The sequence below is a fragment of the Rudaea sp. genome (genome assembly GCF_047601565.1).
In the GTDB taxonomy this organism is placed as follows: Bacteria; Pseudomonadota; Gammaproteobacteria; order Xanthomonadales; family Rhodanobacteraceae; genus Rudaea.
This window is the reverse complement of the sequence record NZ_JASGIY010000001.1, coordinates 2850727-2866114: the sequence shown is the minus strand read 5'-3', so window position 1 is coordinate 2866114 and position 15388 is coordinate 2850727. Positions and strand designations below refer to the sequence as shown.

Below are 15388 nucleotides of genomic sequence, written 5' to 3'. Positions count from 1 at the left end.
CGGGCGGCGAGCCCGGCTCATTTTGTCTTCTTCTTCAGCTCCGCGATTTCCGCCTGCAGGGCCGCGATCTTGCGGTCCTTCGGATTGGAGATCATCACCCCGCGGCACTCCTCGCCTTTCAGCTTGATCCGCGTGCCGCCCGGCGGCGTGGCATAGAGTTCCTCGTCGTCGTCCCAGCTGCCGAAGTAGGGAAGATCGGCGGGCGGTTCCTTCGTCACCCATTGGGCGACGAATTCGTCGTACGGGATGCCACGCGCCTTTCTCGCGGCTTTTTCCGCGGCCCTGGCCTTGCGGGTGGCTTCCATATCGATGCCGAACGTGCGCGCATCGAGAATGACCTTGTAGATGCGCTCGGCACACTCGATCGACACGAGGTTGGACTGCACGTCCTTGACCACTAGCGCCGGATCGCGGTCGAGCACGTCGCCATAGCCGCCGCCGGCGCCCTGGCAGATCATGTAGACCTCGCCCTCCAGGCACTGTTCGAAGTTCATGCCGCCGTCCTGCATGATGTACGTCGCACCCGGAATTGCCTGCTCGTTCATCAGCTCGACCATGCCGAACTTGACCTTCGCGGGGTCGTTCTTGAGCGTGTCGAACACGTTGATGTTCTTGATCTTGCCGAGTGGGTAGGCCGGGCAGGCGTAGCCGCCGAACAGTCCCAGGGCCGAGTTGTGCTTGCCGCCGCACTGGCCGGTCATGAAGCCGAAGAAGTCCGTGCCGCGTACGGTCATGATCTGTTCGTAGCCCATGCCGCCGCGGTACTTGCCCCAGCCGCAGCGATCCTTCGCGAACTGCTGCGCGACGAGGCGGACGTAAGGCAGCTCTTCCTCGGCGATCTCGAATTCGCCCGTATCGGAGAAATAGCCGAATACCGGCGAAAGCGAGTGTTCGCCGTCCATGTTCTCGCGCGCGCCGCCGCCGTTGCCGTTGATGTCGGCGCAGAAGTTGCCGGTGACTTCCAGGTGCTGGGTCATGCCGCCGTAGACGAACGTGGCGGGCTGGTTGTAGTGCGCCGCGACGATCGCCGTGTAGCGCTTGGGCAGACAGTAGGAGAACTTGGCCATGACGAGGTTCGGCACCGACAAGGCGCGGAAGATCGGGATCAGGCTCATCGCGTTGGGCGCATCGAGCGAGCTGTCGCTCAGGGTGTTGCGGTGGGTCAGGATGTCGACCGGATCGAGTATCGCCTGGTTGGCCGGCAGGTCGGGCCACACGTAGAGCACCAGATTCGACAGCATGCAGGACTTCTGCGAAGCCAGGGCGGAGTTGATCGAACGATTGAGCAGCTCCGGGCTGGTGCCGCGAAGGTCCCAGGTCATCTTGTCGCCCTTGATGATGACCTTGAGCGGGTACTTGCACAGCACGTGCTCGCGCAGGTCGCCGTCGATGAACGTGTTGATGCGGCAGATGCCGTCCGGCAATTCTTCGATGCGGCGCCGCACCTCGGCCGAGGTGTCCTCGAGCGTCTTGCGCAGCGTGGCGATGAGGTATTCCTTGCCGAACTCCTCGATGATCGCGATCATGCGTTCGCGCAGGCGGATGACCGCATGCAGCTTGACCTTCATGTCCGCCAGCTGCAGCTTCGGATCGCGCACCGAATTCTGCAGGAAGTTGACGAGGTCGCGCTTGAGCTCGTTGTTCTCGACGACCTTGAACGGGCACATCTTGAGCCCTTCGTCGAACTTGCTCTCCGCGATCGACGGCATGCCGCCCGGTTCGATGGCGCCGTTCTCGCCTTCGTGAATCGTCGAGCCGATCCAGCAGACCAGTTCGCCCTTGTAGTACAGGGGCATGATCATGCTCTGGTCGGTGTTGTGGATGTTGCCGTAGCGCGAATCGTTGTGGATGAAGCCGTCGCCGTCGCGCACGCCGACGCTCTTGTCCTTCATCCAGTACTTGCGGATGAACTTCACCGGATACTGGCACACCGATGCGAACGGCGCGATGCCGTAGGGGCCGATCTGCGACAGGTCGCCGTTCTCGGTGAAGACCGCGGAGACGAGGTCGCCCCATTTGGCGCCGGGCGCGACGCCCATCTGCTCCACCATGTTGAAGCTCTCCTGCAGCGCGGAACCCAGACGGTCGCGCACGAGGGCGATCTTGTTCGAATCGAGGTCGGACCTGCTCAGCACTTCCTCCTCGGCCTTCGAACGCGGCGCGAGCTTGTGATCGCGCATGATCTCCTCGTCCGGGGCGTAGAAGAGCTGGTTTTCGATGAGAAACTGGTCGATCAGCTTCTGGTCTTCGGCAGACAAGGGAACTCCCAGGCCCGTAGTCATATCGTTCATAGCGGTTTCCTTTTCGGGATTTCAGGCGTAAGGGTCACTGGGCATCGGTGCGCGTGAACCAGACCGCGCCATAGTTGGACGCATGGAACGTCCAGTTCGGCTCGACCAGGTAGGTCGTCGCGCGCGTGGTCACCACCGCCGGCCCCTCGATGAACGATCCCGGCTTCAGAGCAGCTTCGTCATAGATCTTGGTAGCGAGCGGTCCCGCCTGGCCGACGAAATGGCACTTGCGCTCGCCGACAGGCTCGACCGGCAACCGCTTCGACAACGGCTTGATGCCGTGGAACTTGACCTTTTCCAGCTTGACGTAGCTGGTCACGCGGATCGTGTTGATGCGCACGCCCGACTCGGTGGCCTGGCTGCCTTCGCCGAAACGCTCGCCGTAGCGCTGATGGAATTCGCGGATCAAGGTCAGCACGTCCTGCGGCGAATTGATGCGCGCCAAGTTCGTGGCGACGGCCGTTTCCACGCGCTGGTTGCCGTAGCGCATGTCGAATTCCAGACGATGCGCCACGTGTTCGGGCGCGACGCCCTGACGGATCAGGTCCTGCTTGCCGCGGCGCTCCAGTTCCTCGATCGTCTCGTTGAGACGCTGGTAGTCGGTCAGCAGCTTCTTCAGGCCGGTATGGAAGAGCACCGTGTAGGTGGACGATTCGTGGATGTGCAACTGGTCGACGTTGCCGGCGCCGAGCGCGGAGAACACCGAACTGAACGGCGGCGCGAGAATGCGCGGCACGCCCAGGGCATTGGCGATGCCGCAGGAATGCAGCGGGCCGTTGCCGCCGTAGGCGAGAATGGTGAATTGTTCGGGCGCGTAGCCGCGGGAGCGCAGTTCGGTGGCGATGCCGTTGGCCATGTTGTGGTCGACGGTCTGCTTGATCACCTTGCAGATCTCGATCACCTCCAAGTCGAGATCGTCGGCCAGATGCTCCTCGATCGCCATCTTCGAACGGGCCGGATTGAGCTTGATGCGGCCGTTCGCGTAATTCTTCGGATCGAGATAGCCGAGCAGGAGATCGGCATCGGTGACGGTGGGCTTGAGGCCGCCCTGGTCGTAGCAAGCCGGCCCCGGATCGGAACCCGCGCTCTGCGGACCGATCTTGACCGAGTTGTACAGGCGGTCGAACGAGGCGATCGAGCCGCCGCCGGCGCCGAGCGTGACCAGATGCACCATCGGCACGCTGACCAGCCAGCGGTCGATGACGGGATGGAAGTCGTAGTGCTTCTCGCCGCCCGCGGTCACGATGCCGATGTCGAAGCTCGTGCCGCCCATGTCGGTGGCGACCACGTTGCCGAGACCGCCCTCCTCGGAAAGCAGCTCCGAAGCGGCGATGCCCGCCACCGGGCCGGAGTGCACCGTCTGCAACGCATCCGTCGAGTTGAGCTGGGCCAGGCCGCCCGAATTGTGGTTGATCAGCATCGGTTTGTGGTAGCCGTTGGCGCGCAGGTTCAATTCCAGCGTCGACAGGCCGTGGTACATGACGTTGTGCAGGTAGCCGTCGATGATCGTCGAGGTCGCGCGCGTGTATTCGCCCTTGCGGCCGGCCACCTGATGCGAGAGCAGCATCGGGATGGCGCCGAGCATGTAGTCCGGGTATTCGCTGCGGAACACCGCCTGCACCGCGAATTCGTGCGCGGGATTGACCACGCTGTTGGTCAGCATGACGACGATGGTTTCCGCGCCCTCGTCGACGAGCTCGCGCAGGGCCTCGCGCACGCCCTCCTCGTCCAGTTCGAGCAGGACTTCGCCCGCATAGCCGACGCGTTCGCGGATGGTGCGGATCATCGGAATAGGGACGAGCGGCTCCGGCCGCTTGGCGCGAGGCAGATCGCGTTGCCGTTCGTAGGCAAGTCCTTCGCCGTAGCCGCGCGCACGCGAGATCGGCACGACGCTGCCGTAGCCGGCGGTGCAGATGAGGCCGATGCGCGGACCCTTGCGCTCGATCAGCGCGTTGGTGCCGAGCGTGGTGGAATAGCGCACCGACTCCGCCGACCGCAACAGGTCGGACACATTGATGCTCAGGTCCGTGCACGCCACGTCCAGGGCCTCGTTGAAACCGAGCGCAAGGTTGTGGTGCGTGGTCAGCGCCTTGGCCTGGACGTACTTTCCTTCATGTGAAACGAAGCAGTCGGTGAACGTGCCGCCGATGTCGACAGAAATTCGATTAGCACTCATTGCAGAGTCTCCACGTTTGCACGTTCTTCAGTGCTTGTGTTTGTGGTCATGCCCGGGGATGTGCGACGGGTGGGCATGCTTGGGCGGATGAGTCGGGATGGCCTTCCGGCTGGCGTCCGGCGCGCCCCAGCTTTCCGCCTTCTTGCGCAACGAATCGATGTCGAGTTCGATGTCGTGCACCGGCGGATGACCGGGGATGGTGTATTCCGTCTCGACCATGGTTCCGCAATGCGGGCAGTAGAACTCGAGGAGAGCGGTATAGGCCGGATCGGGCGAGAAGGTATATTCGTACTTGTCGGCGTCGATGAGCGGCGGATGCACTTCGCGCGGATCGCGGTCGTGGACTAGCAGGCCGCGCTTGTAGTTGTCCCGCGCGGAAATGAGCTGGTTGTCGCACGAGCGGCAGAACCACATTTCGTCGTCGAGGTCGATGCCCAGGTATTCGGTGATGTGCACTTTCATTTTTATGTCTCCTCCCTATCCGATCCGGGTCAGCAGGATGTCGTCGCCTGCGGTGATCTCGAACGACCACCCTGCGTCCACCTTTCCGGTGAAATACGCTTCTTCGATGATGGCCGGCCCTTCCGCGGCGGCTCCCGGCGGCAGCGCCTCGACCTTGTAGACGGGCACGTCGACGCGCTTGCCGTTCGCCATGAGGACGTTGCGGACGCCGCTGCTCTTCGCCTTCTGTTTCTTCGCGGACGCCGCGGAATGGATCCTGGCGCAGCGCACCGGCTTGACCGTGCGTACCTGCAGGCTGACCACGTCGCCGTTCTTCACGTCGCACGGCAGCGCGAACGTCTTCGCGTCAAGCGCGAACTCTTCCGCGTTGCCGTCGCGTTCGCGCACCAGGGCCGCGGTCGTCTGGCAGTCCTCGAGCAGCGCCTTTTCCGCGTACATGTCGCGGCGCGCGCGCACCAGCACGTCGCCGTAGGCTTTCTTGATCGCATCCGCGGTCGCGGCGGGCAGCGCCACGCGGTATTCCTGCGACACGTTGGAGAAATTGATTCCGTAGGCGCTGAACACCGCGGCCAGCCGCGGAATGAGAACCCGCTTTGCGCCGACGCTGTCCGCGATCGCCGTGGCCGCCAGGGCGCCGGCGCCGCCGAACCCGGCCAGCACCGCATCGCCGCAATTGCCGGCGAAGTCCGTTATCGAATGGGCGATCTTGCCCACCCAGGCGGCTTCCATGTCGCGCAGCGCGTCATCCAGCGAGCGCTTGAGCGGACCGCATATCTTGGCCTCGATGCACGCCTTGGAACGGCTTTCGTCGAGGACGAAATCACCGCCGAAGAAGCTGTTCTTGTCCAACAGTCCCTCTAGCAGGAAGACGTCGGTGATCGTGGCTTCCTCACCGCCGCGACCGAAACAGGCCGGCCCCGGCAGCGCACCGACCGACTTCGGCCCGACCGTGATCTTGCCGTCCGCGACACCGATGATCGAGCTGCCGCCCACGCCCGAGCTGATCACGTCGGCGAGCGGGAAGGCCACTTCGACGCCTTCGCATTTGCCGTTGCGCGACGCGCGGATGACGCCGTTCTCCACGATGCCGATATCGGTGGTCGTGCCGCCGACGTCGTAGGAAACGATCTTCGGTAAGTTGTAGTGGGCGGCCAGCGCCCGCGTGCCCTCCATGCCGCCGCGCGGACCGGAGCTGTAGGTCTTCACCGCCGTCGTCTTGGCCACGCGTGCCGAGCCGCCGTCGTTGCGGAAGATCAGCAGCGGGTTCGCCGTGTTCTGCTGCTTGAGGCGATAGTCGGCCGAATAAAGGAACCGCTCCATCGCCGGATGCAGGAACGAGTTGAGGATCGCGGTCCAGGTACGGCGGCCGAACTGCGGATCGTCCGTCAGGTCGCCGGCGCTGAGCATCGGCAGCGCGCCGAGCAGATGCGAAGGGAACTTGCGCTGGACGATGTCCTTGATGCGCGCTTCCGTCGACTTGAAGTCCGCGCCGTCGACCGCGATCACCAGTCGGGCGGCGCCGATGTTGGCGAGTTCGTTGACCGCCTTGATGACGGCGGTCTCGAACGCGGTGGCGTCGGTCGTCGCGGAATCGACCGAGCGCACGCGCTCGCCGACCAGGCCTTCGAACAAGGAAGCCAGGTGCTCCTTGTCGGTCAGGCGCGACACGTCGGTCTTCGTCGTGGTGAGGACTCCGATGCGCGGACCCTTGCGCTCGACCAGGGCATTCGTGCCGACGGTCGTCGAATACCGTATGTACTCGGCGTCGGCAAGCAGGCGCCCCACGTCGGGCTTGCCGTAGACGACGCCGGAAACCTTCTGCAGGCCTTCGAAGAAGCACTTGCTCAAGTCGTAAGGAGTGGTCAGCGTTTTTGCGTGATGCACCGCGTCATCGGTGACGACGCAGAAATCCGTCAATGTTCCGCCGTTGTCGACGCTAACTAGCATCCCCATGGGGGCCTCCTCCCGTTTCCAATTGAAGTTCTTGGCTTTGCGTATTCCGGCCGTAGCGCACAGGACGTCGGCGGCAAGATCGAACACGGTCTCTGGAGGTTAGAGAAGGTGTCCATGACCGGAACCTCCCCTGAAGGGTGGAGGCATCCCACGCCGATGGGTAGGTATCGACCCGAAGGCGAATACGCCAGAATGTGCGATAAGCGGAGAAGACTCGTGATCGCCATTTACACGAGCGAGCCCCGAAACGGATTACCACGACCGTTTCCCTGTTCGAACTGGCGCAACGGTTACCGCAGGAACCATGCGACGAGCGCCGGTTCGTTCAAGATTCCGATCAAGTCCTTCAATACGCATCCACAGCCGGCTGCATAGGCTGCCTCACACAGGAACTGGAACTCGAGAATCGCCATGAGCTATCGCGCCCCCGTCAAAGAGCTGCTTTTCTGCATGCGCCACCATGCCGGCCTCGAGGAGGTCGTCGCATTGCCCGGCTTCGAGCATGCCGACGCCGACATGGCGCAGGCCGTCGTCGAGGAGGCCGCGCGTTTTTCCGAATCGGTGCTCGCACCGATGAACCAGCCGGGCGACGTCGCCGCCGCGAGCTGGCACGACCACGCCGTCACCACGGCGCCCGGCTTCAAGGACGCCTACCGCCAGTACGTCGAGGGCGGCTGGCAGGGATTGCAGCATCCGGTCGACCACGGCGGGCAGGGATTGCCCAAGACCTTCTTCGCCGCCGCGCTCGAAATCGTCAACAGCGCGAATCTTTCGTTCGCGCTCTGCCCCCTGCTGACCGACGGCGCGATCGAGGCGCTGCTGACCGCCGGCAGCGACGACCTCAAAGCAACCTGGCTGCCGAAGATGATCGAAGGCACCTGGACCGGCACGATGAACCTGACCGAGCCGCAGGCCGGCTCCGATCTCGCCCTCGTGCGTTCGCGCGCCGAGCCGCAGGGCGACGGCACCTACAAGGTCTTCGGCACCAAGATCTTCATCACCTACGGCGAGCACGACCTGGCCGAGAACATCGTCCATCTCGTGCTCGCGCGCGTTGCGGGCGCGCCCGAAGGCGTGAAGGGGATTTCGCTGTTCGTCGTGCCGAAGTTCCTGCTCGACGCCGACGGCAGCCTCGGCGCGCGCAACGACGTCTACTGCACGAGCATCGAACACAAGCTCGGCATCAAGGCCAGTCCGACCGCGGTGCTGCAGTTCGGCGACCACGGCGGCGCGGTCGGCTACCTCGTCGGCGAGGAGAACCGCGGCCTCGAATACATGTTCGTCATGATGAACGCGGCGCGCTACGCGGTCGGCATGCAGGGCATCGCCGTGGCGGAGCGCGCCTACCAGAAGGCCGTCGCCTACGCGCGCGAGCGCGTGCAATCGCGGCCGGTCGACGGTTCCGCGCCGAACAGCGTCACGATCGTACACCACCCCGACGTGCGCCGCATGCTGATGACGATGCGCGCCCACATCGAAGGCGCTCGCTCGCTCGGTTACCTCACCGCGGGCGCGCACGACCGCGCGCATGCGCATCCCGACGCGGCCGTGCGCCAGCAGAACCAGGCGCTCTACGAATTCCTCGTGCCGCTGTTCAAGGGCTACGCCACGGAAATGAGCCTGCTCGCCACGAGCCTCGGCGTGCAGGTGCACGGCGGCATGGGCTTCATCGAGGAGACCGGTGCAGCGCAGCACTATCGCGACTCGCGCATCCTCACGATCTACGAAGGCACGACCGCGATCCAGGCCAACGACCTCGTCGGCCGCAAGACGCTGCGCGACGGCGGCCGCACGGCCAAGGCCATCGCGGCGCAGATCGCGGCGACCGAAGCCGAGCTTGGCAAATCCGGCAGCGCCGAGGCGAAAGCCGTGCTCAAGTATCTCAAGCCTGCGCGTGAAGCATTCGAGCAGGTCGTCGACTACGTGGTCGCCCACGCGAAGCCGCAGGTCAACGCCGTGTTCGCCGGTTCCGTGCCCTATCTGATGCTGGCCGCGACGACCGTGGCCGGCTGGCAGCTCGCGCGCGCGCTGCTCGTCGCCCAAGGTTCGTCCGGCGACGCCACGTTCGACGCGGCCAAGATCGCCACGGCGCGGTTCCACGCCGAACATCTGCTCAGCCAGGTGCCGGCCCAGCGCGACGTGATCGTCGACGGCGGCGGCAGCGTGCTCGCGATGCCGATCGAGGCGTTCTGATCCGCGGCCCGCGCGACGATTCCCGGATCACGTTCGAATGCAAAGCCACGCTCGGCTGGACATGATTCAAGCGCACGCTGCTGGCCGCCCCCTCTCCCCCACTCCGTCTTCGATTCGAGGTCATTCATGGATAACTTTCCCCTCCGCATCCGCCAAGTGGCCGTGCTCGGTGCCGGCGTGATGGGTGCGCAGATTGCCGCGCACCTGGTCAATGCCGGGGTCGACACGCTGCTGTTCGACCTGCCGGCGAAGGACGGCAATCCCAATGGCGTCGTGCTCAAGGCGATCGAGAACCTCAAGAAAATCTCGCCCGCCCCGCTCGCCGACGCCTCGCGTGCGGGCGCGATCGTGCCGGCCAACTACGACCAGCACCTGGCGTTGCTGCGCGGCTGCGACCTGATCATCGAGGCGATCGCCGAAAAGCTCGACTGGAAGCGCGACCTCTACGCCAAGATCGCTCCTTTCGTGAGCGAGAACGCCATTCTCGCCAGCAATACATCCGGCTTGAGTATCAATAGCTTGGCCGATGTTCTTAGCGCTCACTTGCATGAGCGTTTCTGCGGCGTGCATTTCTTCAATCCGCCGCGCTACATGCACTTGGCCGAGCTGATTCCCTGCGCGAAGACGATGCCCGAAGTGCTCGCCGGTCTCGAAACCTTCCTGACCACGACACTCGGCAAGGGCGTGGTCTACGCCAAGGACACGCCGAACTTCATCGGCAACCGCATCGGCGTGTTCTCGATCCTCTCGACGATCCATCACACCGAGCAGTTCAAGCTGAGTTACGACGTGGTCGACGCGCTGACCGGCCCGGCGATCGGCCATCCCAAGAGCGCCACCTACCGCACCGCCGACGTGGTCGGCCTCGACACGATGGGCCATGTCATCCAGACGATGGAGGACACGCTGCCGAACGATCCGTGGCACGGCTATTTCGGCATGCCGCCCGTGCTCGCCGCGCTCGTCGCGAAGGGTGCGCTCGGCCAGAAAAGCGGCGCGGGATTCTTCCGCAAGGTCGGCAAGGACATTCTCGTGCTCGACCCGGCCAAGGGCGACTACGTGGCGCAGACCGGCCAGGTCAGCGACGAGGTCGCCGCGATCCTCAAGATCAAGAATCCGGCGGAGCAGTTCGCCAAGCTGCGCGCGTCCAGCGACCCGCAGGCGCAGTTCCTCTGGGCGGTCCACCGCGACCTGTTCCACTACGCCGCCTATCACCTGGCCGCCATCGCCGACAGCGCGCGCGACGTCGACTTCGCGATGCGCTGGGGCTACGGCTGGAAGCTCGGCCCGTTCGAGACCTGGCAGGCCGCCGGCTGGGCGCAGGTGGCGCAGTGGATCAGCGAGGACATCGCCGCCGGCAAGACGATGAGCAACGTGCCGCTGCCGGCCTGGGCGCTGGATCCCAGCCGCATCGGCGTGCACCAGCCGGACGGCAGCTCGTGGAGCGCCGCGCAGAACACGGTCCTGCCGCGCTCGAACGCCCCGGTGTACGCGCGCCAGTTGTTCCCGCAGACGACGATCGGCGCCCAGGTCGACCGCGGCACGACCGTTTTCGAAACCGACGAGGCGCGCCTGTGGACGCTCGGCGGCGACGACATCGCCATCCTTTCGTTCAAGACCAAGATGCACACGCTCGGTGCCGGCGTGATCGATGCGGTCCATCGCGCGATCGACGAGGCCGAGAGGAACTTCCAGGGCCTGGTGATCTGGCAGGACGCCGAGCCGTTCAGCGCCGGCGCCGATCTCGCCGGCGCGGGCGCCCTGCTGCAGGCCGGCAAGGTCGCCGAGTTCGAGGCGTTCGTGAACCGCTTCCAGCAGACCAGCCTGCGCATCAAGCACGCGCTCGTGCCCGTGGTCGCCGCGGTGCGCGGCATGGCGCTCGGCGGCGGTTGCGAATTCCAGATGCACTGCGCGCGCACGGTCGCCGCGCTGGAAAGCTACATCGGCCTCGTCGAAGCCGGCGTCGGCCTGCTGCCGGCCGGCGGTGGTCTCAAGGAACTCGCGCTGCGCGCCTCCGCGCGCGCGATCGAAGGCGACGTGTTCACGCAGTTGAAGAGCACCTTCCAGACCGTGGCGATGGCGAAGGTGTCCGGTTCCGCGCTCGAAGCGAAGGAACTCGGCCTGCTGCGTCAAAGCGACGTCGTGGTCTTCCACGCCGAGGAGTTGCTGTACGTCGCCAAGAACGAAGCGCGCGCGCTGTACGAATCGGGTTATCGACCGCCCCTGTACGACCGCCAGATCACCGTCGCCGGCGACGTCGGCACGGCCACGTTCAAGGCCTCCCTGGTCAACCTGCTCGAAGGCCGCTTCCTCTCCGAACACGACTTCGACATCGCCAGCCGCATCGCCGACACCTTGTGCGGCGGCCCGATCGAACGCGGCTCGCCGGTCGACGAGCAATGGCTGCTCGACCTCGAACGCCGGCACTTCGTCGCCCTCGCGCAGACGCCGAAGACCCAGGAGCGCATCGTGCATACGCTCAAGACCGGCAAGCCGCTGCGCAACTAGTCATGCGACAGATTGGGCATCCTGCCGCAACTGTCGCGAACACGGCGCGGGCCAAGCGCGCGCACGTGTTCCGTCGCCGGATACAGCCTCCGGCGACGACGACGCATCCGTGCGTCGCATGCACATTATTTTCTTCGGAGATACCGAAATGACCAAACAAATCCAAGACGCCTACCTCGTCGCCGCCCAGCGCACCCCGGTCGGCAAGGCCCCGCGCGGCGTGTTCCGCCACACGCGCCCGGACGACCTGCTCGCCTTCGCGATCAACGCGACGCTGGCCAAGTTTCCGCAGATCGACAAGTCGCGCATCGACGATGCGATCATCGGCTGCGCCATGCCCGAGGCCGAGCAGGGCATGAACGTCGCCCGCATCGGCGTGCTGCTCGCCGGCCTGCCGAACGTCGTCTCCGCCGTCACTGTCAACCGCTTCTGCTCCTCCGGTCTGCAGGCCGTGGCGATGGCCGCCGACCGCATCCGCACGGGCGAGGCCGACCTGATGCTCGCCGGCGGCACCGAGTCGATGAGCATGGTGCCGATGATGGGCTACCACCCGGTGTTCAACCCGGGCATCTTCTCGAACGAGCACATCGGCATCGCCTACGGCATGGGCCTCACGGCCGAGAAGGTCGCCGAACAGTGGAAAGTCACGCGCGAGGAACAGGACGCGTTCGCCGCCGCCAGCCACGCCAAGGCGCTCGCGGCCCAGGCCGCAGGCGAGTTCAACGACGAGATCGCGCCGTTTACCCTCGCCGACCATTACCCCGATTTATCCGCGCGAGTTACCACCGACGACACGCGCACGATCCAGAACGACGAAGGCCCGCGCCCCGGCACCACGGTCGACGTGCTCGCCAAGCTCAAGACCGTGTTCCGCGCCAATGGCAGCGTCACCGCGGGCAATGCCTCGCAGATGTCCGACGGCGCCGGCGCCGTGCTGCTCGCCAGCGAACAGGCGATCAAGGACTATGCCCTCATCCCGCTCGCCCGCTTCGTCGGCTTCGCCGTCGCCGGCGTGCCACCCGAGGTCATGGGCATCGGCCCGAAGGCGGCGATTCCGAAAGTGCTCAAGCAGGCCGGCATCAAGCAGGACGACCTCGACTGGATCGAACTCAACGAAGCCTTCGCCGCGCAGGCGCTCGCGGTGACGAAAGACCTCGGCCTCAATCCCGACAGGATCAACCCGCTCGGCGGCGCCATCGCCCTGGGCCATCCGCTCGGCGCCACCGGCGCGATCCGCGTCGCCACCCTCCTCCACGGCCTCAAGCGCCGCAAACAAAAATACGGCATGGTGACGATGTGCATCGGCACCGGCATGGGCGCCGCGGGGGTTTTCGAGGCCTTGTAGCGAAAGACGAACGCTATTGGTTCTTGTGACGAACGATTTACCGAGAGGACGCTTGCGATCGGCACCTCCTTTCATCGGCGTCAATCCTCGTCTCCGCGAAACGGAATTCAGGGAGCATCTCGCGTTGTTCACATGGATTTCCTCTCCGTTTCCGGCAGATCGGAGCGGCATGCGAAACGAGCTCCTGCCGCCGCCGTTGGCATGCTGCACCGCACATTGCTTGCGGAGACGGCGCGGGCCAGACTTGCGTAATCTTTCATCGCGAAGGACCGGTGCAGCGCGATATGGTCGATCTGGTCACCCCGGAACAAGTCCCTACCTACGTCCCAGGCGAAATCCTTCTCGATAGCGAAGCGGTGGGCTGGAACGACGGCATGACGGCGCGCGCTTATCGCTATGGCGCCTCCGAGGTGACGGCGCCTCCGCTGCGCGATTTCCTGGTCATCGCCTACCGCCAGGGCTTCACCCGGATGCGCCGGCGCATCGATGGCGGCCCGTGGCGCCTGGAACGCATGGCGCCCGGCAAAATCTCCATTCTTACGCGCGCCGAGCCGTCCTGCTGGTACTGGGATGCGCCGATCGATGTGATCCACGTCTATCTGACCAGGAATCAACTCGCCAAGATCTCCGCGGAGACGTTCGACCGCGACATCGCCGACGTCCACTTGAACGACGTGCTCAGCGCGCAGGACGACGTCGTCAGCCACGGTCTGAACGCCATCGCCAACGAAGTGCAGACGAGCAACATCGGCGGCAAGCTTTACGCCGATGCCGTCGCCACCCAGCTCAGCGTGCATCTGCTGCGCCATTACGCGAACGTTTCGCTGTGCGAACCGCGATCGGTGCACGGCCTGTCGCACGTGCAGGCCCGCATTCTCGACTCCTACATCGAATCCAATTTCGACCGCCAGCTCTCGCTCGAGGAACTGGCCTCGGTGACGCGCACCAGCGCTTCGCACTTCCTGCGCCAGTTCAAGACGCGCTACGGCATGCCTCCGCACGCCTACGTGCTGAAGAGGCGGCTGGAGCATGCGCAGAACCTGCTTCGGCGCACGCGGTTGCCGATCAAGGACATCTCCGCACGCGCGGGTTTCTCCGACCAAAGCCACATGACGCGCGTATTCCAGCGCTTTCTCGGCACGACGCCGCACCAATACCGCCAGACGACCACGCGCGCCTGAGCGAGGAGGAAGCCGGCGGCCGGCCGCATTCGCAGGAATCGATGGCATCGGCTGCTTGCCCAGGCCGCCTACGCGGCGCTGAACGCATTCACTTTCAACTCCGGCCGGCCGACGAGACCGAAGCTTTGCAGCACGCCGAGCAGTTCGCGGTGACCGAATGCCTGGCAGGCGGAAACGAAGCCATGGCGCCGCGGCGATGCCTGCAGCAGATGGTAGGCGGAATACGCCTGCAGCAGGCCGGTCTGCTTGTAGTTGCAATTGCCGTGGATCACGCAGTGCGCGCGGCCGAGCGGGCCGCTCGCGTGCACCGAATCGACCGAGACGTTGATGCGCGGGTTCTCGCGCGGCGGCATGCCACCCTGCACGCTTGCGGCCAGCTTGGAGAGCTCCTCCTGCTGCTGCGCGGGCGGCAGCGGCTTGATCTTCTCGTCGATCACCTGATCGAGCGCGACCACGTTGTCCATCACCGCGCGTTCGAACACGCCGCCCATGACCTTGCAGTTGGCCACGCGCGGATCGTTCTTGAACCAGACCGGATGCGCGGTGCCGCCCCACGGCAGCGCGAGCGCGGTCCGATGCTGCCCCGGCACGACGACTTCGCACCGAGCGCCGGGCGCCCACTTCACGTACTCGTTCTGTTCGAGGTAGTAGAAGTCCGCGGTCAGGATGCTGAAGATCGTCTGCGTCGACGCGTAGGTCGGGAAGCCCTTCCACAGAACCAGGATGTCGAGCGTGTCGAGTCCCGGCGTCTCCAGGCAGAGGTTCGCCGCGATCTCGCCGGTCGTATACATTTGCGCGACGCCCGGCGCGAGCGCGAGATTGCGTGCGGCGAAGGCATCGCCCCAGCGCGCCTGCGCGGCCAGCATCCAGTTCTGCTCGCCGTTCGTGTCGGTGTAATGCGCGCCGGCGGCGAGGCAGGCCTCGACGACCTCGGCGCCGTATTTCATGAACGGCCCGACCATGTTGCAGACCACCTTGGCGCCCTTGAACAGCGCGGTCAGCGCCGGCGTGTCGTGCGCGACTTCGGCGATTTCGCAGTCGGCGTTCTCGATGCCGGGCACCTTGTCGAGCACTTCGCGGATGCGCTTGCCGTCGCGGCCCGCGGCGACGAACGGAACCTGGTATTCGCGCAGGTATTCGGCGACGAGGCGGCCGGTATAACCGGTGACGCCGTAGACGACGACGGGTTTCTTGCCGGTCATGACTGCCTCGCCTCCCATTCGCCCGTCTGGATTCCGGGCGGCGATCCGCAACGCCTGCCGGATTCGTCCCGGCCGCC

General features: G+C 65.1%; 9 protein-coding genes. 4 read left to right on the top strand and 5 right to left on the bottom strand.

The features are described from left to right. Positions 1-17 precede the first annotated feature (17 nt). The 4 genes from QM741_RS12535 to QM741_RS12520 are packed head-to-tail and all read right to left on the bottom strand — an operon-like array spanning position 18 to position 6882. A complete protein-coding gene (locus QM741_RS12535) occupies positions 18-2291 on the bottom strand; it encodes a hydantoinase B/oxoprolinase family protein (RefSeq protein WP_415208021.1) in 2274 nt (757 codons plus the stop codon). A gap of 34 nt (positions 2292-2325) precedes the next feature. Next, entirely contained in the window at positions 2326-4467 is a 2142-nt protein-coding gene (locus tag QM741_RS12530) for a hydantoinase/oxoprolinase family protein (RefSeq protein ID WP_415208020.1), read from the bottom strand. Positions 4468-4494: 27 nt separating this feature from the next. Beyond that, positions 4495-4923, bottom strand: coding sequence for an acetone carboxylase subunit gamma (locus QM741_RS12525; RefSeq protein WP_415208019.1), 429 nt, complete (start codon positions 4921-4923; stop codon positions 4495-4497). 21 nt (positions 4924-4944) lie between these two features. Then, positions 4945-6882, bottom strand: coding sequence for a hydantoinase/oxoprolinase family protein (locus tag QM741_RS12520; protein ID WP_415208018.1), 1938 nt, complete (start codon positions 6880-6882; stop codon positions 4945-4947). A 411-nt stretch (positions 6883-7293) separates the two neighbouring features. Between QM741_RS12520 and QM741_RS12515 the strand changes: the two genes are divergently transcribed. The 4 genes from QM741_RS12515 to QM741_RS12500 all read left to right on the top strand — a co-directional run bounded on the left by QM741_RS12515 (position 7294) and on the right by QM741_RS12500 (position 14109). Then, complete coding sequence (locus tag QM741_RS12515; RefSeq protein ID WP_415208017.1) at positions 7294-9075, top strand: acyl-CoA dehydrogenase; 1782 nt, start codon at positions 7294-7296, stop codon at positions 9073-9075. Positions 9076-9201: 126 nt separating this feature from the next. Then, positions 9202-11583: a 3-hydroxyacyl-CoA dehydrogenase/enoyl-CoA hydratase family protein gene (locus QM741_RS12510; RefSeq protein ID WP_415208016.1), complete on the top strand. Its 2382-nt coding sequence runs from the start codon at positions 9202-9204 to the stop codon at positions 11581-11583. A gap of 148 nt (positions 11584-11731) precedes the next feature. Next, positions 11732-12928: an acetyl-CoA C-acyltransferase gene (locus QM741_RS12505; RefSeq protein WP_415208015.1), complete on the top strand. Its 1197-nt coding sequence runs from the start codon at positions 11732-11734 to the stop codon at positions 12926-12928. Between the two features lie 272 nt (positions 12929-13200). Continuing rightward, positions 13201-14109 (top strand): helix-turn-helix domain-containing protein, encoded by a 909-nt coding sequence (locus QM741_RS12500; RefSeq protein ID WP_415208014.1) that lies wholly within the window; start codon positions 13201-13203, stop codon positions 14107-14109. 68 nt (positions 14110-14177) lie between these two features. Here QM741_RS12500 and QM741_RS12495 read toward each other — a convergent pair whose 3' ends face one another. Next, positions 14178-15311, bottom strand: a complete 1134-nt coding sequence (locus QM741_RS12495; protein WP_415208013.1) for a DUF5938 domain-containing protein — start codon at positions 15309-15311, stop codon at positions 14178-14180. Between the last annotated feature and the right edge of the window lie 77 nt (positions 15312-15388).